This is a genomic window from Micromonospora sp. NBC_00898, assembly GCF_045207895.1.
In the GTDB taxonomy this organism is placed as follows: Bacteria; Actinomycetota; Actinomycetes; order Mycobacteriales; family Micromonosporaceae; genus Micromonospora.
The window spans coordinates 6,363,056-6,381,566 of record NZ_CP108775.1 but is presented as its reverse complement, the minus strand read 5'-3'; the positions used below and the strand labels follow the sequence as shown (position 1 = coordinate 6,381,566).

At 72.0% G+C, this 18,511-nt stretch carries 20 protein-coding genes and 1 tRNA gene; 8 read left to right on the top strand and 13 right to left on the bottom strand.

Annotation, left to right across the window (positions count from 1 at the left end; genetic code table 11):
• Positions 1–176 precede the first annotated feature (176 nt).
• Positions 177–386 carry a helix-turn-helix transcriptional regulator gene (locus OG799_RS31000; RefSeq protein WP_406040182.1) on the top strand — a complete coding sequence of 70 codons (210 nt, stop codon included), beginning with the start codon at positions 177–179 and terminating at the stop codon, positions 384–386.
• Between the two features lie 64 nt (positions 387–450).
• On the opposite strand, the gene OG799_RS30995 is transcribed toward OG799_RS31000, so the two are convergent.
• Positions 451–1,077: a TetR/AcrR family transcriptional regulator C-terminal domain-containing protein gene (locus OG799_RS30995; protein WP_406040180.1), complete on the bottom strand. Its 627-nt coding sequence runs from the start codon at positions 1,075–1,077 to the stop codon at positions 451–453.
• Positions 1,078–1,149: 72 nt separating this feature from the next.
• Here OG799_RS30995 and OG799_RS30990 point away from each other — a divergent pair, with 72 nt between their 5' ends.
• On the top strand, positions 1,150–1,764 hold the full coding sequence (locus OG799_RS30990) for a peroxiredoxin-like family protein (RefSeq protein ID WP_406040178.1): 615 nt from the start codon (positions 1,150–1,152) through the stop codon (positions 1,762–1,764).
• A 78-nt stretch (positions 1,765–1,842) separates the two neighbouring features.
• Here the strand turns inward: OG799_RS30990 and OG799_RS30985 are convergent, their stop codons facing one another.
• The 4 genes from OG799_RS30985 to OG799_RS30970 form a co-directional block, all read right to left on the bottom strand.
• A complete protein-coding gene (locus OG799_RS30985; protein WP_406040176.1) occupies positions 1,843–2,064 on the bottom strand; it encodes a hypothetical protein in 222 nt (73 codons plus the stop codon).
• Positions 2,061–2,486 carry a hypothetical protein gene (locus tag OG799_RS30980; RefSeq protein ID WP_406040174.1) on the bottom strand — a complete coding sequence of 142 codons (426 nt, stop codon included), beginning with the start codon at positions 2,484–2,486 and terminating at the stop codon, positions 2,061–2,063. The genes OG799_RS30985 and OG799_RS30980 overlap by 4 nt, the downstream gene beginning before the upstream one ends.
• Positions 2,487–2,551: 65 nt before the next feature.
• A complete protein-coding gene (locus tag OG799_RS30975; RefSeq protein ID WP_406040172.1) occupies positions 2,552–3,319 on the bottom strand; it encodes an enoyl-CoA hydratase/isomerase family protein in 768 nt (255 codons plus the stop codon).
• A 130-nt stretch (positions 3,320–3,449) separates the two neighbouring features.
• On the bottom strand, positions 3,450–5,855 hold the full coding sequence (locus tag OG799_RS30970) for a M4 family metallopeptidase (RefSeq protein ID WP_406040170.1): 2,406 nt from the start codon (positions 5,853–5,855) through the stop codon (positions 3,450–3,452).
• A gap of 171 nt (positions 5,856–6,026) precedes the next feature.
• On the opposite strand from OG799_RS30970, the gene OG799_RS30965 reads away from it, so the two are divergent.
• Positions 6,027–6,587 (top strand): hypothetical protein, encoded by a 561-nt coding sequence (locus OG799_RS30965; RefSeq protein ID WP_406040168.1) that lies wholly within the window; start codon positions 6,027–6,029, stop codon positions 6,585–6,587.
• 24 nt (positions 6,588–6,611) lie between these two features.
• Here the strand turns inward: OG799_RS30965 and OG799_RS30960 are convergent, their stop codons facing one another.
• Positions 6,612–7,496 (bottom strand): LysR family transcriptional regulator, encoded by an 885-nt coding sequence (locus OG799_RS30960; protein WP_406040166.1) that lies wholly within the window; start codon positions 7,494–7,496, stop codon positions 6,612–6,614.
• 72 nt (positions 7,497–7,568) lie between these two features.
• On the opposite strand from OG799_RS30960, the gene OG799_RS30955 reads away from it, so the two are divergent.
• Positions 7,569–8,228, top strand: a complete 660-nt coding sequence (locus OG799_RS30955; protein WP_406040164.1) for a type 1 glutamine amidotransferase domain-containing protein — start codon at positions 7,569–7,571, stop codon at positions 8,226–8,228.
• A gap of 13 nt (positions 8,229–8,241) precedes the next feature.
• On the opposite strand, the gene OG799_RS30950 is transcribed toward OG799_RS30955, so the two are convergent.
• From OG799_RS30950 to OG799_RS30930, 5 genes are all read right to left on the bottom strand, one after another.
• Positions 8,242–8,856, bottom strand: coding sequence for a histidine phosphatase family protein (locus OG799_RS30950; protein ID WP_406040162.1), 615 nt, complete (start codon positions 8,854–8,856; stop codon positions 8,242–8,244).
• Between the two features lie 60 nt (positions 8,857–8,916).
• On the bottom strand, positions 8,917–9,576 hold the full coding sequence (locus OG799_RS30945) for a DUF998 domain-containing protein (RefSeq protein ID WP_406040160.1): 660 nt from the start codon (positions 9,574–9,576) through the stop codon (positions 8,917–8,919).
• A 12-nt stretch (positions 9,577–9,588) separates the two neighbouring features.
• A complete protein-coding gene (locus tag OG799_RS30940) occupies positions 9,589–10,008 on the bottom strand; it encodes a VOC family protein (protein WP_406040158.1) in 420 nt (139 codons plus the stop codon).
• 99 nt (positions 10,009–10,107) lie between these two features.
• The gene (locus OG799_RS30935) at positions 10,108–10,509 is read right to left on the bottom strand and encodes a helix-turn-helix domain-containing protein (protein ID WP_406040156.1); all 402 of its coding nucleotides are present in this window, start codon (positions 10,507–10,509) and stop codon (positions 10,108–10,110) included.
• Positions 10,510–10,544: 35 nt separating this feature from the next.
• Positions 10,545–11,414, bottom strand: coding sequence for a sigma-70 family RNA polymerase sigma factor (locus OG799_RS30930; protein ID WP_406040154.1), 870 nt, complete (start codon positions 11,412–11,414; stop codon positions 10,545–10,547).
• Between the two features lie 144 nt (positions 11,415–11,558).
• On the opposite strand from OG799_RS30930, the gene OG799_RS30925 reads away from it, so the two are divergent.
• The gene (locus OG799_RS30925) at positions 11,559–12,017 is read left to right on the top strand and encodes a carboxymuconolactone decarboxylase family protein (protein ID WP_406040152.1); all 459 of its coding nucleotides are present in this window, start codon (positions 11,559–11,561) and stop codon (positions 12,015–12,017) included.
• A 198-nt stretch (positions 12,018–12,215) separates the two neighbouring features.
• Here the strand turns inward: OG799_RS30925 and OG799_RS30920 are convergent, their stop codons facing one another.
• Positions 12,216–13,397 carry a low temperature requirement protein A gene (locus OG799_RS30920; protein ID WP_406040150.1) on the bottom strand — a complete coding sequence of 394 codons (1,182 nt, stop codon included), beginning with the start codon at positions 13,395–13,397 and terminating at the stop codon, positions 12,216–12,218.
• A gap of 316 nt (positions 13,398–13,713) precedes the next feature.
• Here OG799_RS30920 and OG799_RS30915 point away from each other — a divergent pair, with 316 nt between their 5' ends.
• Complete coding sequence (locus OG799_RS30915; protein WP_406040148.1) at positions 13,714–15,927, top strand: hypothetical protein; 2,214 nt, start codon at positions 13,714–13,716, stop codon at positions 15,925–15,927.
• Positions 15,928–16,177: 250 nt separating this feature from the next.
• Here the strand turns inward: OG799_RS30915 and OG799_RS30910 are convergent.
• Positions 16,178–16,254 (bottom strand) — tRNA-Thr (locus OG799_RS30910).
• Positions 16,255–16,618: 364 nt separating this feature from the next.
• Here OG799_RS30910 and OG799_RS30905 point away from each other — a divergent pair.
• Together OG799_RS30905 and OG799_RS30900 are read left to right on the top strand one after the other, a co-directional pair.
• Positions 16,619–17,710, top strand: coding sequence for an ABC transporter ATP-binding protein (locus OG799_RS30905; protein WP_406040146.1), 1,092 nt, complete (start codon positions 16,619–16,621; stop codon positions 17,708–17,710).
• A gap of 170 nt (positions 17,711–17,880) precedes the next feature.
• Positions 17,881–18,477 (top strand): hypothetical protein, encoded by a 597-nt coding sequence (locus OG799_RS30900; protein WP_406040144.1) that lies wholly within the window; start codon positions 17,881–17,883, stop codon positions 18,475–18,477.
• Positions 18,478–18,511 lie beyond the last annotated feature (34 nt).

Genomic DNA, 18,511 nt, shown 5'->3' with positions numbered 1-18,511 from the left:
CCAACTCGGTGCGTTCATCCATCACGGCCGCCCTTCGTCGCATGGTCGACATGGCAGAACCCGGCAGGGATATCTCCACCGGACGGCTGCCACCTCGCCACTCTGCGCTACAACCTGTCGTGTTGTCAATCGTCAAGTAGCAATAGTCAAGGGCACTGCCGTCCTACGTTCTCCGCGTGACGCGACTGCGCCTGTACGGGCCCGGGGAGCTGGCCGCTCTCTTCGGTGTGTCGCGCCAGCGAGTCCTGCAGATCACCCGGCGCCCGGGCTTCCCCGAGCCGGTGGCGCGCCTGATCGGCACGACGATCTGGGACGCCGACGAAGTCGACGAATGGGCGAGGCACAACCGCCCACCCCGGCCAACGGACGGCGACGAGCAGGCCTGAGCCCTGCTCCACGTGGCGGCGACCCTCTTACCACTCGCGTTCAGAATCCCGCGAGACGTCCCGCTCAATCGCGGTTTGAAAGAGCGACCAGCCCGCGCAGGAGGATGTCGAGCCCGCCGCCGAACTCCTCGTCCGGTCCGACCTGCTGAGCGACCTGTGCCGTCTCGGCCATGAGCGGGAACTCCGTCCGAGGTAGTTGCGCCATGGTCACCGTGCCGGACCCGGACAGCGGCCCGAGGTGTTCCAGTTGGATCGCGCCGATCACGTAGCTGAGCAGGCCCCGCAGCGCGATGACCCGGCGCGTGCCGTCGAAGCCGGCCTCGGTCAGTACGCCGAGCACTGCCTCGGACCAGCGCAGCACGCCGGGCGAACGGTGTCGGTGGGCGGGGAACAGCGGCACGACGGCGGGGTGCGCCCCGACGGCGGCGCGGACCCGCTCGACCAGCACCCGGAGCCGCTCCGGCCAGGGCACGTCGGCCGGTGGGATGACGTCCACCCCGTCGAGCGCCAGCTCCACCACGAGCCCTTCCAGCTCCTCCCGATCGGCCACGTACCGGTAGAGGGCCATCGTGCTCATCCCGAGTTCCTGGCCGACCGCCCGCATGGTGAGACCGGCGAGGCCGTGCCGGTCGACCACGGCGAGCGCCGCGGCGGCGAGCTGCACGGGAGTCAGGGAACGGGGACGCGGCATGGCCTTGACAGCGTACAAGATACGCCTACGGTTTGTAGGAGTACGACGTACGCCAACAACGGGGAGCGTCCCATGACCAGATCCAGCCGACCGATCCGCCCCGGCTCCGTCGTCGACAGCCGCCACCTCACCACCGTCACCGGCTCTCCGGTTGCCGTCCCCGACGCCGAGCGGCTGATCCACCTCCAGTTCCGGCGGTTCGCCGGCTGCCCCGTCTGCAACCTGCACCTGCGCTCGATCGTCAAGCGGCACGCGGAGATCGAGGCGTCCGGCGTACGGGAGGTGGTGCTCTTCCACTCCCCCGCCGACGAGTTGCGCGAGCACACCGAGGACCTGCCGTTCGCCGTGGTCGCCGACCCCGACAAGCGGCTGTACCGGAAGTTCGGCGTCGAAGCCGCACCGCGCCCAATGCTCAGCCCGCGCGCCTGGCTGTCCATCCTCCGGGCCGTTCTGCGCAGCTCGTGGGCGGTCCTCCGCGGGCGGGAACGCCCGCCGGCCGCGGTCCCGCACGGCGGACGGTTCGGCCTGCCGGCCGACTTCCTGATCGCCCCCGACGGCCGGGTGCTCGCCGCGAAGTATGGCGAGCACGTCTACGACCAGTGGTCGGTGGACGAACTCCTGTCGTTGCTGCCCGGGGCGGCAGCCTCGACCACCCCGCAGGGGCGGACCAGCGTCACCGGCGGCTGACTACCGCCGGGGGCGGCGAGGAATTGTCTGGTGAGCGATATACCTGAGAGGCATAAATATGACTCTCAGGTATATCGCTCAATCGGCCATCGTCCCCGGGACCGGCCGTGGTCCGGCCCCGATCTCGCCGCCGCCCGAGCCCTCGGCGGGATCGGGGTGAGCACGCAGGAACGCCTCGGCCCGGCGCGCGTTGCGCAGGATCTGCCAGTCGGCCAAGCCGAATGCCAGCGTCAGGAGGGAGTAGATCACCAGCCAGACGGGCGTGTACCGGAGCAACACCTGTCCGAGGTACATGGTCACCAGCCCCGCGAAGAGCAGGGTGATCCACCGCTGTTGGCCATGTGCCGTGCGCTTGCTTGGAGCAGCGGCAGGCCCGCGTCGCTGCCGACGCTGCCACGGCGCACCTGACCAGCCAACTCCCGGCGGCGCCGCCAGCTCACCGCCCACAGCGGGGACTGTCGGCCGACCCGGTAGCGACCGCTGCGCACGGCCCACACCAGCACGGCCACCTCCACGATCACGCCCAGGCCCGGAAGGACGAGGCCGAGAATGCGCGCCCACACCGGCGGCTCCCCCTCCTCGAAGAGGACGGATGAACCACCGCGAGCCACCAGCAGACCGGCCACGAGGGCGATCACGGCGAGGACGAACAGCGCGACGAAGACGCCGAGGAGGAAGCGGCGACCGCTCCGGATCCGCACCCGCTCGCCCTGATCGTCCATGGTGGGCCCCCGTTCCCCGTCGAGGGCATCGACGTACCCATCGACGGGGGCCGGTCAAACAGCGGTCACGGACGGCCGGGCGGCGCCCAGCCGAAGCGCGGCGGCCGGCGCTCGTTGGCCGCCGCCACCCCCTCCCGGGCCTCCCCGCTGTCCCGCACCTGCCCGTGCCACCAGGCGATCCGCGCCTCGTCGGCCCGGTCGTCGATGATCTCCTTCGCCGCCGCGACGGTCAGCCGGGAGCGCTGCGCGATCGCGGACGTGATCGCCTCCACCCGGGCGGTCACCGCGTCGGCCGGCAGCACCTCGTCGACCAGGCCGACCCGCAGCGCCCGCTCGGCCTCGATCAGCTCACTGGTGAAGAGGAGGTGCTTCGCGCCGGACGGCCCGATCAGCCGGGCCAACCGCCGGGTGGTCGGGGCGGGATAGACCAGCCCGAGCCGCGCCGGGGGTACGCCGAACCGGGCGTCCGCGGCGGCGATCCGCAGGTCGCAGGCGACCGCGAGCTGGCATCCCCCGCCGACGCACGCGCCCTGGATGGCGGCCACCGTGGGCTTGCCGAAGGCGGCCAGCCGCTCCTCGGCGGCGACCGCGATGCTCCCGTCACCGGCTTCCAGCAGCTCGTCCAGGTCGCCGAGGTCGGCACCGGCGCAGAACGTGCCGTCCGCACCGGTCAGCACCAGCGCCTGCACCGCCGGATCGGCCTCCAGCCCGTCGAGGAGCACCGGCAGCTGCCGCCACATCCCCGGGGTCATCGCGTTGCGTCGCCCTGGGTTCCGGATCACCACCGTGGCCACCGGCCCGGCCACCTCGACGGTCAGCTCCGCGTCCGACATGTTCTCCCCCTTCAGAGCCGACGGCGACCAGGGCCGACACCAGCGTGCAGACCGCCGGCCGACCATAACGGCGGAGGCCCGGCGACCACCCGCGTGGGGTGGCCGCCGGGCCGCCGACGGTACGGCTACGTCAGGAGACGTTGACCGCGGTGTCGTCCACGACGAAGGAGGTCTGCAGCGAGATGTCCTCCACGCCGGTGAACTTCAGGGTGACGGTCTGGCCGGCGTACGAGGCCAGCGAGAACGACCGCTGGGTGTAGCCGGCGGCCTTGTTCAGGTTCGAGTACGTGGCCAGGGTCGCCAGCACCGTCCCGGACGAGTTGAGCACCTGCACCTTCAGCGTGTCGTACGCGACGCTGGTGGTCGTCTCCGACGTGTCGATGTGCAGCCAGAAGCTGAAGTTGTACGACGTGCAGCCGGCCGGCAGGCTCACCGCCTGGGCGAGCGTGTCGGTGTGGCTGATGCCGTAGCCGTCCAGCCAGGCGTTCCAGGTGCCACCGTGGGTCGGCTGGCCGCTGGAGCCGTACTGGCCGATGACCCCGGAGGTGGACGCCCAGACCGTGTTGCCGGACTCGAAGCCGGGGTTGCCGAGCTTCTGGCCGGCGCCCGTGCAGCCGCCGCCGGTGCCGTTCACGGTCAACGTGTACGTCGCCGAGTGGCTCCCCGAGGTGGCGGCGCCGGTGACCGTGACCGAGTAGGTGCCGGCCGCGGTGCCCGACGTGGTGCTGATGGTGAGGGTGGACGAGCCGCCCGAGGTCACCGAGGTCGGGTTGAACGACGCGGTGGCGCCGCTCGGCAGGCCGGACGCGGAGAACGTCACGGTCTGCGCGGTCCCGCTGGTGGTCGCCGTCGACACGGTGGTGGAGACGGAACCGCCGGCGGTCACCGAGCCGGAGGTCGGCGAGAGGGAGACGGAGAAGTCGTTGCCGGTCGACGAGCAGGGCGCGTCGTTGCCGGCCACGTTCACCGCGGTCCACGCCGCCTGGACGGTCTTGTACTCGGTGGAACAGTTGCCGTACAGGTCGGTCGCCGACCTGAGGCTGTAGGCCCGGGCGGTGTTGGACGGGGTGGTGGTGTTGACGTACGACGTGTTCGAGGTGAAGTACACGTCGAGCGCCCGGAACCAGATCTTCTCCGCCTTGGCGCGGCCGATGCCGGTCACGGCCGGGGCCGAGCCGCAGACCGGCGAGGTGCCGTACGCCGTGGAGCCGGTGCCCTCGGCGAGGTTGAAGAAGAAGTGGTTGGCCGGGCCGGACGAGTAGTGCACGTCCTTGTTCTTGGTGCTGGTGGACCAGCAGCTGTCGGACGAGCCGTCCAGCGACGGGTTGTACATGTAGCGCAGCGGCGTGCCGTTGCCGTTGATGTTGATCTTCTCGCCGATGTCGTAGTCGCCCGGGTCGCTGGGCGCGGCGGCGTAGAACTCGACCATCGATCCGAAGATGTCGCTGGTGGCCTCGTTGAGGCCGCCGGACTCACCGGAGTAGGTCAGGCCGCCGGGAACCACGTTCTCGGTGACGCCGTGGCTCATCTCGTGGCCGGCCACGTCGAGGGAGACCAGCGGCTTGGCGTTGCTCGACCCGTCGCCGTAGGTCATCTGGGAGCCGTCCCAGAAGGCGTTGACGTAGTTGCTGCCGTAGTGCACCCGGCTCGGCACGCCGGTGCCGTTGCCGAAGATGCCGTTGCGGGCGTGCACGTTCTTGTAGTAGTCGAAGGTCTTGGCGGCGCCGAAGTGGGCGTCGACCGCGGCGGACTGCCGGTTGGAGTTCGCGCCGGTGCCCCAGGTGTTGTCGGCGTCGGTGAAGGTGGTGCAGGTCGACGTGCCGTTGTTCATGTCGCAGGTCCGGCCGTTGCCGTGCGACGGGTCCACCATCTGGTAGGTGCTGCCGGAGAGCGTGGTGTCGATGCTGACCGTGCCGGCGTAGATGCTGTTGCCGGTGCCGGCGACCGTCTCGATCTCGTCGTACGAGCCGATCACCCGGCCGGTGGTGGCGTCGGTGATGACGTGCAGCTTCGACGGGGTCTGCTGGTCGGCCTTCATGCCCGAGGCGACGGTCTCCCAGGCCAGCCGGCCGCGGCCGGAGCTGGCGTCGACGAAGAGCTCCGGCGCGCCGAGGGAGGTGAGCGAGCCGGCGAAGGCCTGGCGCGCGCTCGCCTTGGCGGCGGCGGAGCCGACCTTGGCGGTGGTGCCCAGGGTCAGCGGTGCGGCCAGGCCGACGGACGTGCCGGCGTAGCTGCCGTCGGGGGCGGTGTGGATGACGAAGTCACCGCCGTACACCCGCAGGCCGTGGTAGGTCCGGGTGTACCGGGTGTGCGCGGCGCCGCTGGCGTCCACCTTCGTGCGGACCGCCCGGTAGGCCTCCCCGCTGGCGCCCTGGACGGCGCCGGGGTTGGCGCGGAGCAGGTTGTCCGCGCGGGCTGCGGCCGAGGATTCCGGGGCGGGGGCGCTGGGGGTTGCCGCTTGCGCCGGGGTGGCGACGCAGGTCAGCACGCCGCTGGTGAGCAGAGCTGCGCCGAATGCGGCGAGGGGTCTTTTCACGGGCCCTCCTGACGGGGGAAAGTTGTGACGGGGGTAGTCACGGATGTAGATATAGCGATACATCGAGGAAAGGGGAAGAGGGCGAGCGCTTTCCTGCCGGGGACACTGGCCGTTCGGGTGAGGCGGTCCAGGTGATGGGAACCGGGCGGCACCGTCGCGCGTCCGATCGGCATGAGATCGACCCCCGCCGCTGCGGCCACCGTCGCCGCCCTGCTCGCCGTTCTGAGCGGTTGCACGTCGACCGACCCGACGGTCGCCGACCCCTCGCCCGCGGCCACCGCCACGCCGACCGTCGCGACGCCGACCACCGCCCCGGCCACGCCGACCACTGGGGCCTCCCCCACCACGGCGCCCCCGACGACCGCCGGCACCCCGGGCACCCCGGCCACCGCCACCCGCGTGGTGCTGGTCCGCACCGGCGGCATCGCCGGCATGCGGGACACGGTGACCGTCGAGCCCGACGGCCGCTGGACCCGCGCCGACCGGGCCGGCGGCACCCGGACGGGGCGGCTCAGCACGACCGACCTGAGTCGGCTGCGGCAGCTCCTGGCCGATCCGCGACTGACGGCCGAGACGACGGCCACCGCCGACCCGGGTGACTGTGCGGACGCCTTCGCCTACCGGCTCACCGCGAACGCCCGGACCACCGGCTACGTGGACTGCGACTCCGGCCCCGACCGTCCGCCGGCCACCGCCGCCGTCGTGCAACTGCTCACCCGCGTCACCGGCTGACCGTCGCCCCGGGATCGGGCCAGCTCACCAGCCGCCAGCTGCCCCCAGCAGGGCGCGGCGTACCGCCTGCACCTCGCGTCGGCCGGCGGTCGCCGGCCGCCCTGCGAGGAAGAGCGTGTTCAGCGGGGGCACCGGCGGCGCGAGCAGCTCACGCAACGCGCCGGAGGCCAGCTCACCGCGGCACAGGTACGTCGGCAACACGGTCGCCCCGGCACCGGCCCGCACCGCCGCCCGGACCGCCCGCAGGTCCGCGACGACCAGGCTCGGCGTACGGGTGAGCCGGGTGTCGAAGACGGTGCGCCAGTACCGGCGCAGGATCGGGGCCTCCTCGCCGTACGCGACGAGCGGCACCTCGCGCAGCGCCTGCGGGGTCACCGGCTCGGGCAGCCGGTCCGCCCAGACCGGCGCGGCGACCAGCGTGAACTCCTCGTCGTAGAGCGGCTCGACGGCGAGCCCGCGACGGCGTGGGCGCACGCTGCTGACGGCCAGGTCCAGCCGGCCGGCGGTCAGGTCGTCGAGAAGCTGCTCCGGCAGCCCCGCGGAGGCCCGCAGCTCAAGGCCCTCGGCGACCAGGCCGGAGAGCGTCGGCAGGACCCGCTCGGCGAGGAGCTCGGCCGGCCCGCCGAGGAAGACCGTCCGGGGGTACGGCGTGCCCGAGTCCTCGGCGAGCACGGCGGCCAGCCGGTCCAGCGGTTCGGCGACCCGGCGGGCCAGCTCGTCGCCGGCCGCGGTGGGCACCACTCCGCGGGGCAGCCGGTCGAACAGCGGCCGGCCGACGATCTCCTCCAGCGCGCGCAGCTGGGCGGTGACGGTCGGCTGGGCCAGCCCGAGCAGTTCGGCCGCCCCGGTCACCGACCCCGACCGGTGCACGGCGAGGAAGCTCCGGAGCAGGTCCAACGACGCCTTCACATCAGCAAACCTATCGCCGGTGTGCTATTCGCCTATTGGTCAGCTATGGATCCGCGAGCCAGAGTGGTCGACATGACTCGTGCACTCATCGCTCTGACCAGTCACAGCAAGCTCGGCGAGACCGGCCGGCAGACCGGCTTCTACGTGGGCGAGGCCGCGGAGCCGTGGGAGGTGTTCCGGGCCGCCGGCTACGACGTGGACCTCGTCTCGGTGGCCGGCGGGCGGCCGCCGCTGGACGGCCGGGACGAAAACGACAAGACCCAGAACGATTTCCTCGCCACCGCCGGGGTGGAGCACACCCCGAAGGCCGCCGACGTCGACCCGGCCGGGTACGACATCGTCGTGTTCGCGGGCGGCCACGGCACCATGTGGGACTTCCCGGACAACCCGGACCTGGCCCGGATCGCCGCCTCGATCTACGAGCGCGGCGGCGTGGTGGCCGCCGTGTGCCACGGCCCGTCCGCGCTGGTGAACCTGAAGCTCTCCGACGGCTCCCACCTGATCGCCGGCAAGCGGGTGGCCGGCTTCACCAACGACGAGGAGGCGGCGGTCGGCCTGACCGACCAGGTGCCGTTCCTGCTCGCCGACAAGCTCACCGAGGCCGGCGCCCAGCACGTCCCGGCACCGAACTTCACCGAGCACGTGGTCGTCGACGGCCGCCTGGTGACGGGCCAGAACCCGCAGTCCGCCCGCGCCATGGCCGAGGCCGTCGTCAAGACCGTCCAGTCCTGACCCCCACCGCCAACTAGACGACGTAGTCCGGCGGCAGGCCGGTGCCGCGCAGCTCCGGCGGCAGGTGGGCCACGTCGTTGACGGCGATCAGGTTCGGCGGTCCGCCCGAGCTGTAGCGGATGACGGTCAGCCCGCAGTGGTGGTGGTTCAGGCCCAACCAGCGCCGCTCCGGGGCGTCCAGCGCGTGCCGGACGAACCAGGCGATCAGGAAGTTGTGCGTGATCACCAGGTCGCGGACGTCCCCGTCGGCCGGCGGCGTCGCGAACCGGGCCACGGCCTCCGCCGTCCGGCGCGGCCCGTCCGTCCGCTCGCGCTCATCGAAGCCGGCCAGGAGGTTCGCGTACGCCGGCGGCAGGCCGGCCGGGTCCGTGTCGTGCGGCAGGTGGTCCCCGACGATCTCCGTGGCGTGTACCGGCACGCCGGGCAGCGCGGCGGTGACCAGCTCGGCGGTCTCCACGGCCCGACGCAGCGGTCCGTGGTGGACGGTGTCGAACGGCAGCCGGCGCAGCCGCTCGCCCAGCAGGGTCGCCTGCCGCCGGCCCCGGTCGGACAGCCCGGTGTCCGGCGCCTCGTCCTCCGCGCGGCGCTGGTCACCGTGCCGGGCCAGGTAGAGCAACCGGCTCGCCATCGGTCACCTCACAAGATCGGGAGGCGTGAGCCTAGCTCGCGCCTCCCGATCCCGCCGACCTCAGACGTTCCGGCGGTGCTCCACCCGCCACAGCGTCGCGGTGACCCAGGCCCAGCCGACCGCCACGGCGAGGCCGAAGCCGACCATGGTCAGCGGCCCCGGCCGGGCGATCATGGCCACCCACGCCGCCCCGAAGCAGACCCCACTCGCCAGGCTGTACGCGGCCCAGCCGCGCTCGCCCCGCCGGGCGCCCCGGCGGGCGGCGGCCACCGCGGCGACGATCAGCGCGACGAAGCCGATCGCCGCCGCCAGGAAGTGCAGCCCACCGTGCCAGCTGACCTGGCCGGGGCCGCTCGGCGTACCGGTCGGGAAGCCGTCCGCCGGGTCGGCCCGGAAGATCCCGGCGAGCACCAGCCCGGTCCCGTAGAGGGCGAGCAGCCTCGGCAGCCACCGGGCGCCGAGGTCCCGGCGCCCGAGCGCGGCGGCGGCGCCCAGCACGAGCAGCCCGCTGGCGAGGAAGGTGGCGATCTGCACCCAGCCCAGGTCACCGTTGCTCAGCACGCTCGCCGGGTGCCGGCGGAAGTCGAAGCCGTCCTGGGTGAAGCCCTGGGCCAGCACGGAGCCGGCGAAGAGCGGGCCGGCGAGGACGCCGCCGGCCAGCAGCGCGGGGTCCCGCCCGACCGCGGCCGGACGCGCCCGGAAGGGAAGCGCCTGGGTCATCGGTCCGCCCCCTCAGCCCTGCGGGAACATCTGGCCGATGCGGATCCGGTTGCCGAACGGGTCCCGGATGCCGAAGTCGATGCCGTACGGGCGCTCGGCCGGCTCGTCGGTGATGTCCACGCCCTTGGCCACCAGGTCCTCGTACGTCTTGCGGGCGTCGTCGGTGGTGAGGCAGAGCCAGCCGCCCATCGCGCCCTTGGTCAGCAGCTCCCGGACCTGCTCGGCGGTGGCCGGGTCGAGGGCCGGCGGGCCCGGCTTCTCCAGCAGGATCTCGTGCTCCGGCTCGCCGGGGACGTTGACCGTCAGCCAGCGCATGAAGCCGAGATCCTGGTCGGTGTTGATCTCCAGGCCGAGCTTGCCGACGTAGAAGTCGAGGGCCTCGTCCTGGTCGAGGACGTAGATCTGGGAGCGGGAAATCGAGTTCATCGTCATGCCAACGACGCTAGACCCCGGCCCTGAGCTGGTGCTTATCCAAAACTGCTCGGCTCGCGGCCGACCGTTTTGCCGCCGGGTGCGCCGCCGCTGACGGGCTCAGCGGGCGGCGCTCGGCCGCATCCACGACTTCATGAAGCAGCTCGGCACGGCGGCCGCACCGGCCTTGCGCCGGCGATAGTCCGACGGGGACTCGCCGACGATGTCGCGGAACGTACGGCTGAAGGTGCCGAGGCTGCCGAACCCGATCGCGTAGCAGATCTCGGTGACCGGCTGGTCGGTCTGCACGAGCAGGTACATCGCCCGCTCGACCCGGCGGCGCTGCAGGTAGCGGTGCGGGGTCTCGCCGAAGGTGGCGCGGAAGGTCCGGATGAAGTGCGCCTCGGAGACGTGCGCGATCCGGGCCAGCGCCGGCACGTCCAGCGGCTCGGCGTACGACCGGTCCATGGCGTCCCGGGCGCGCAGCATCGCCCGGTTGGACTCCTCCACGGCGCGGCTCATCGCCGCCAGGTTACCGCTCGGGCCGGCGTCGCCGGTCAGTCCACGACCACGTCGAGAGCGCGGAGCTGGTCCGGTTCGGCCACCACCTCGATGCCGATGATGCGGTCGGTGACGGCGAAGCTGATCGCGATGCGGGTACGCCCGTCGACGACCACGACGGCGCCGGGCGCCGCGTCGATGAACGCGGGCAGCGCGCCCTGGGCGCGCCCGGAGAAGAAGCCCGCCACGACGGACGACCCGTGCATCGTGCCGGCGGAGGAGCCCAGCCGGGCGGCGACGGCGTCCGCCCGCAGGACGACATGCGGGTCGAGCAGGGTGAGCAGGTCCTCGAAGCGGCCGTCCCGGGAGGCGGCGAGGAACGCCTCGACGATCCGGCGCTGGCGGGCGGGGTCCGTCTCGGGCGCGGCCGAGCCGCTCTGCACCCGGCGGCGGGCCCGGCTGGCGATCTGCCGCACGGCGGCGGGGTTCCGGTCGACCACGGGGGCGATCTCCTCGAAGGAGACCGCGAACATGTCGTGCAGCACGAACACCAGCCGCTCGGTGGGGGCGAGGGTGCGCAGCACCACGTGGAGCGCCTGTCCCAGCGACTCGGACAGCAGCGCCTGCCGCTCCGGATCGTCCGCGCCCGGGCCAGTCGTCGCCGGCTCGTCCCCGGTCACGTCGGCGAGCTGCTCGTGCCGGGCGGCGCTGGCGCGCAGCCGGTCCAGGCAGACCCGGCCGACCGTCGTGGTCAGCCAGCCGGGCAGGTTCTCGATGGCGTCGACGTCGGCCCGGCTGAGCCGTAACCAGGTGTCCTGCACGGCGTCGTCGGCCTCGACCCGGGAGCCCAGCATCCGCTGGGCCACCGCCCGGAGCCGGGGTCGCTGCCCCTCGAAGCGCCGGGCCAGCAGGTCGGTCTCGCTCATGACCTTTCCCCCCGGGACCGAGAAGTGAGCGCCGTCACATCTGTCACACGACCGTCCCGACCACCGACATCCAGGCGACGGACGAGGACGGTACGGCACGGCGGACGCCGGCCAGCCTAACAGGACAGAATGGATGGAACGATCATGAAGGCACGGATGCAGAACCCGGCCATGGTGCTCCCCGACGCCGTGAAGGCGATCAACCTGCTCTACAAGGCCGCGCACTCCGCCGGCGTACCCACCACGACGCTGGAACTGATCCACCTGCGGGCCAGCCAGATCAACGGGTGCAGCGCCTGCGTCGACTCGGGCGCCCGCAACGCCCGCAAGGCCGGCGAGACCGAGGACCGGCTCTTCGCGGTGGCCGCCTGGCGGGAGACGTCGTACTTCACCGACGCCGAGCGGGCCGCGCTGGCACTCGCCGAGGCGGCGACCCGACTCGCGGACCGGGCCGACCCGGTGCCGGACGAGATCTGGGACGCGGCCGCCCGGCACTTCGACGAGAAGGAACTCGCGGCGCTGGTGCTCTGGCTCGCCACCACCAACTTCTTCAACCGGCTCAACGCCACGACCCGCCAGCTGGCCCCGCAGAACTGGGGCTGAGCGAGGACGCCGGGCGGGGGCGGATCGACGCCCTCGCCCGCGTCGTACGTGGTCGGACCGCCGGCCTGCACCTCCGTGGCGGGCACCGGCTCGTGACCCCGCCGACCCGGATCTGCGAACTTGACAGCAGACGAAGAACGGGGGCGAGCTTCGAATGCAGCACACGGTCTGGGCGTTGGCGGGGTCAGCATCGTCGTTTCAAGCTGACCGCCACGGCGGCGCTGGTTGACGCTCCCAGTCGCGGACCACGTCGGCGACCGCGATCCCGGCCAGGACTGCGGTGGCGGCCAGGGCGGCCAGCAACGGCGGCCCGAGCAGCGTCGCCGGCGCCAGGGCTGCCAGCACGAGCAGCCCGAGTGGCCGGTCCGGGGACACGTGGCGGAAGACCGCGTACTCGAAGGCCACACGTCCGAGCACGAATAGCGCTGGCCCGCCGAGGATGACGGCGATGGAGGATGGTTGTGTGTGCCCGAAGGGATGGGCGACGAGGAGTTCGTCGCCGACGGCGGTGACGACGATGCCGGCCACCATCAGCAGGTGAGCCATGAGCGCCGATCGGGCGAGGCGTTTCGGGTTGGGAGCTGCTGCGATGGCGTCAGCCAGTGATTCTCCGGCTCGATGGAGGTAGACCCGCCACAGCAGCACGGTTGTGGCGATCGACACCAGGAACGCCATGGTGCGGTCGGCGGCGAAGCCGCGGCTGCTGAGCGCCAGCCCTGTCACCAGGATGTCCTCGCCGAGCGCGATGATGAATACCTGTCGGTAGCGCTCGGCGAGGTGTTCACCTGCGACCGTCCCCTGCCATTCGGGGGAGCGGCCGAGTCCCGGCGTGGGATAGCGCAGTAGGCCCGCCGTGTAGTCCACGGCCACCGCGAGCGCCCACAGGGCTCCACGCGCGGCGTCCTCGGCAACCGCCCCGATGATCCACGGCGCCGCGGACACGAGGGACCAGACCACCACCCGCACGGCGGTGAGACGCAGCTCGTGCTCACGCAGGATGACCAGGAGGGTGGCGCCGCGGCCGACCTGGATGGCGACATAGGCGCCCGCGAAGATCAGGCCGGTGTCGCCGAACGCGTCTGGCACCGCGACCGCCATCACCAGGCTACCGACCATGGTGGCGATGACCAGGGCCTGTATCGCAGGTTGCTGCGGGTTCAGCCGGTCGGTGATCATCGCAGTCGCCGACCACACCCACCAGGCGGCCAGCAGCAACACCAAGGTCTGGAAGGCGCCGCTCCAGCTGAGGTCGTCGATCAGCCGGTGCGAGAGCTGCGTGAGGGCGAAGACGAACGCCAGGTCGAAGAAGAGTTCCAGGAAGGCCGGCCGCTGCGGATCCCTGGGGCTTCGCAGCAGCTCGGTCGACCTGTTCCTGGTCATCGACTCGCCTGTTCTGTCGGCTCGGCCAGCGTTGGAGCAGTCGTACCACGGCCTGGCGGCTGTCAGTGCCGACTGAGCGCCAACTGGCATAGCACCTGCTGTAGCGGGTATACCGCGCCGGCTTCAGGTCGGACGGGGTGTCGCGCAACCGGGCACGGTGGCGGAGTTCCGGCTGCGGGCCGTCACGTTGCGCCGGAGACAGTAGGGAGCCGGGAGGAAGGGGCACCGTGCACGGGAGCGATGGTTCCGCTCGGCGTCCGAAACCGGTGGCTGGGGAGTCCGCTAGGCATCGGCGGGGCGGCGAATGCCGGTCAGGGTGACGGAGTTGCGGGTGCACGGCGTGTCCGGCGACGACGCCGATGCCATGCTCGACCGGCCCCTCGTCTTCCGCGTCGCCGGCGATCGGAACGCCGGCTTCTACCGACCCCGCCCCGAGTACGGGGCCACCACCGGGCCGGGCGGCGTGACGCTGGAGGCGTACCACTGGAGCAATCTGACGGCCGGCACAGCAGTGCGGACATTGTCGTTGGTGCTGCTGCTGCCGTTCATGCTCAGCAACCTCGCGATCTGGATGCTGCCGAACGCGCCCTCGTCCCGGTCCGGCGCAGCCGCGAAGGCCCTGTGCCGCGTGCTCGCGGCCACCATCACCGCGATGGTTGCTCTCGCGTTCGTCGGCGTCTCGCTCGATCTCGTCGCCTGGCAGTGCGCGTCGTATCCCCGATGCCTCCAAGGCCGCCCATACCTGTCCTGGCTCGGCGACCTACTGCCGGGACAGCGTCTCGCGCTCCTCGCCCTCGTACCGATCGCCGTGATCGGCCTCGCCTGGTGGCTCGGCTCGCGCTCCTGGCGGTCGGCCGAACCGTTGGCTCCGACGGTCGTACGCGCTGACGGCAACCGGCTCGACGCGCCCGGCTACTGGGCCGGCAAGCCTCTCCTCGTCCGGCTACGGTCGATCCACATCGCGGTCGCGCTCGCAACGGTGGACACGAGCCTGCTCGCGGCCCTCGCGCCCCTCGACGTCGCGGTGACGGGCCACGCCCTCCTCGCGGCTGCGCTGACGCTGCTGGTGGCGTGCATTGTGCTGCTCTGCCTGCCGGAAACCACCGATCGGGGCAGCCAAGGCGCACGAATGGAGACAACCGCCTGCGCGGTTCGCGCCGTAGCCGGTGGGCTGACCGCTCTGTGCCTCGGGTACGCGGCGACCCGGGCCGCCGAACCTCCGGTGACCGGGCCCCTGCCCGGGTACGAGTCCATGGTCGCATGGATCTTCCTCGGGCAGGCCGCCCTGCTGATCGCGCTCGGGGCGGTCGTGCTGTGGCAGTGCCGGGGTCGACCCACGGCCCCGACGTTGCTCGGCGACCTGGGCGCCCCGGCGGTGATCGCCGTCGCGATCGGCCTGGCGTTGGCGTTCACCGCCGGACTGGTCTACCGCGTTGCCGACTTCCTGGACCGCGGCTCCCTCCCCAGCCCGGTCCGGCCGTTGCCGACCTACGCCCCGCAGCTCCAGCCGCCGGTCTCGTACCGGTGGTTGGTGCTGGGCTTCGGCGCCGCGGTGCTGCTGGCCATCCTCGTGGAACTGTGCTGGAGTCGGCTGACGCTGCCCCGCCGACGCCGGGCGGCAGCAGAGGTCGTCGCGCACGACTTTCCGGACGCCCCCACGCAGGCGAAGCCCCGCCTACGAGACGTCCGCGACGCGGTCGCGAAGGGACGGGTCACCGAGGGGCTGAGGCCGATGCGCGCCGCCTACCCGTTGGTCGCCGTGCTCAGCCTCGGCTCGGCCGGCTTCGCGCTGGCCGGCATCGCACCAGGCCAACTCGCCGCCCGGCTGGCCGGCGATCGGGCGAGGGCGGTGGTGGACCTCGCCACCGACCTCGGCGCGTACCTCATCGGGTTGTTCGTCGTCGGCCTCGCGGTTGCCGGGCTGCTCGCCTACCGGTCCTCGGCCATGCGGCTCGTCGGCGTGCTATGGGACCTGGCCACATTCTGGCCCCGCGCCGCCCACCCGTTCGCACCGCCCTCTTACGCCGAACGCGTGGTTCCGGACCTGGTGCGGCGGACCCGCTACCTCGCCGATCAGGGCGGGGTCCTGCTGTCCGGGCACAGCCACGGCTCGGCGCTACTGGCCGCCACCATCCTGCAACTGCCGCCGGAGACGCTACGCCGGGTGGCCCTGCTGACCTACGGATCTCCGCTGCACCCCATCTACGCCCGGCTCTTCCCGGCCTACGTCAACGACGACACGCTGCGCGAGGTGGGAGATCGGGTGGGCTGGCGTTGGCTGAACCTGTGGCGCGACACCGATCCCATCGGCGGTTGGATCTTCTCCCCCCACCGTCTCGGCGCACAACCCGCGGTCAACGGTCCACCCGGAGGCGTGGACCGGCGTCTGCGGGACCCGCGCGACGTGACCCTGGCGCCATCCGACACCGTCCCTCCCCCGATCGAGGGGCACTCGCGGTACCAGGCGGACGACCGGTTCGACGCTGCCGTGCGCGAACAGGTGGCGCGGCTAGACGCGGTGTACCCGTAGGTGTTCCGCGAAGGATTGGGTGTGTCCGCCTGCACGACCTGCGGCACACGGTCGTGTCGCTGCTGATGGAGCTGGGTTCCGCCGCACGTCGTCCAGGCCATCGCCCGGCATGCTGATGTGAAGATCACGCTGTCTACGCTCACGCCAACCTTGACGCGATGCGTCAGGCGCTCGGCGGGCGGCGCTCATGAACCGCGTTGCTAATGCGGCCGTCTCGCGGCGGCCACCGCCCCGAAACGCCTGGTGGAATTGGAGCCCCCGGCCGGGATCGAACCGGCGACATCTCGCTTACAAGGCGAGTGCTCTGGCCAGCTGAGCTACAGGGGCGCGTGCTTCGAGGTCAGCATAGCGACTGACGTCCGGATTTCCCGCTCGGCGGGCCTCCCGAGCACGGGAAACGTCAATTTCCCGACCCCTGCACCGACGGATCGACGCCGGAGGCCGTCCGGGACCGTGGAGGTTGATACCCGGGAGTGCCCGGGTGACCGGAATGCGCAATGCCGTCCGTCCCAACCGGCGCCCCTCGTCTTGGCAGGGTCGGAAAACCCGTTTACCGTGCAGTCACACGGACGACAGTCCGGCTGGCCTCGGCTGCCCGGGCAACGCCCGCTGGCCGGCACCGCACGGCGCCGGTCGCTCCTTCACTCGGATCGTCCGGCACGTTCCTGCCGGTGAAAGGAAGCGCTTCACCATGGCTACGGTCACCTATTCGAAGGCGTCCCGGATCTACCCGGGCACCGAACGCCCCGCGGTCAACCAGCTCGACCTCCAGATCGGCGACGGGGAGTTCCTCGTCCTGGTCGGCCCGTCGGGCTGCGGTAAGTCCACCAGCCTGCGGATGCTCGCCGGCCTCGAGGACGTCGACGACGGCGCGATCTACATCGACGACCGCGACGTCACCCACCTGCCGCCGAAGGCCCGCGACATCGCGATGGTCTTCCAGAACTACGCCCTCTACCCGCACATGACGGTGTACGAGAACATGGCGTTCGCGCTCAAGCTGCGCAAGACCTCGAAGTCGGAGATCGACCGGCGGGTGAAGGAGGCGGCCGGGCTGCTCCAGCTGGAGGAGTTCCTCAACCGCAAGCCGAAGGCGCTCTCCGGTGGTCAGCGCCAGCGGGTGGCCATGGGCCGGGCGATCGTCCGCGAGCCGCAGGTCTTCCTCATGGACGAGCCGCTGTCGAACCTCGACGCCAAGCTCCGCGTCCAGACCCGTACCCAGATCGCCTCACTCCAGGCCAAGCTGGGCATCACCACGGTCTACGTCACCCACGACCAGGTCGAGGCCATGACCATGGGTCACCGGGTCGCGGTCATGCTCGACGGCGTGCTCCAGCAGGTGGACACCCCGCGGGCGCTCTACGACACCCCGGCGAACGTCTTCGTCGCCGGCTTCATCGGCTCCCCCGCGATGAACATCAAGACCGTCCCGCTGACCGAGCAGGGCGCCGCCTTCGCCGAGATGCACATCCCGCTCACCCGGGAGCAGATCGCCGCGGCCCAGGCCGAGGGCGGCAACGGCAAGGTGACCGTCGGCTTCCGTCCGGAGGACTGCGACATGGTCAGCCCGACCGAGGGCGGCATGCCGGTCGTGGTCGAGCTGGTCGAGGACCTCGGCTCCGACGCCAACGTCTACGGCCACGCCGCGCTCGAGGGCCACAACGAGCGTTTCGTCGTCCGCACCGACCGCCGCAGCATGCCGAACATGGGTGACACCATCTTCGTCAAGCCGCGGACCGGCCAGAGCCACGTCTTCCACGCCACCACCGGCACCCGGATCTGACGTACGCGACACAAAGGGGCGGTCCGCTTCGGCGGGTCGCCCCTTTCGTCGTACCGGCGGTCGACCCGCTGGTTCCTGGGAGCCAGCCGGAAAGTGGCTCTGCAGGGTGATCCGGGACGGCGTACCCGGCTCATAGCGTCACGGCAGTTCCTGACGCCCGAGGAGATGCCGTGACCACCGTGACCGACGACGCCACCCGCCACCCGACAATGCTTTCCCGGTCGTACCGGACGGTCCGCCTGGCCGGCCGCAGCCTGGTCTACTGCGCGGCGCTGGTCCCGGTCGCCGTCATCGCCCTGGTGGCCGCCCCGCTCGGCCGGGCCGACGCAGCCGCGGCCCGGTGGCGGGCCCTGCGCACCGGGCTGCTCGCAGCGCCGCCGGTCGCCGGCCCCGGACGGCGACCGGGCCCGGTCGCCGTCACCGGCCACGCCCTGCTGAGCCTGCTGCTCGGCGTCACGGCGCTGGTGCCGCTCGGCGTCGAACTGCTGATGGTGCTGCGCGGCGTCCTGTACGGCATCGTCGACCCGGGCCCGTACACGAACTCGTGGGGTGGTCCGACCCGGGCCGGCGCCTGGCTGGCGCACTTCCTCGTCGGCCTGCCGCTGGCCGCCGCCGGCCTGGCCGCGCTGGTGGGGATCGCCGCCGTGCACCAGCGCCTGACCCGGGGCCTGGACGGGGCCCGGCCGGCGCCCTGGCTGATCCCGGTCACGCTGCTGATCGCGGCGGCCGGGGCGCTGCTGTTCGTCGCCTGGACCCACCAGATCTAGGAACGGCGGAAGGCCCCTTCCCCGGTGGGGAAGG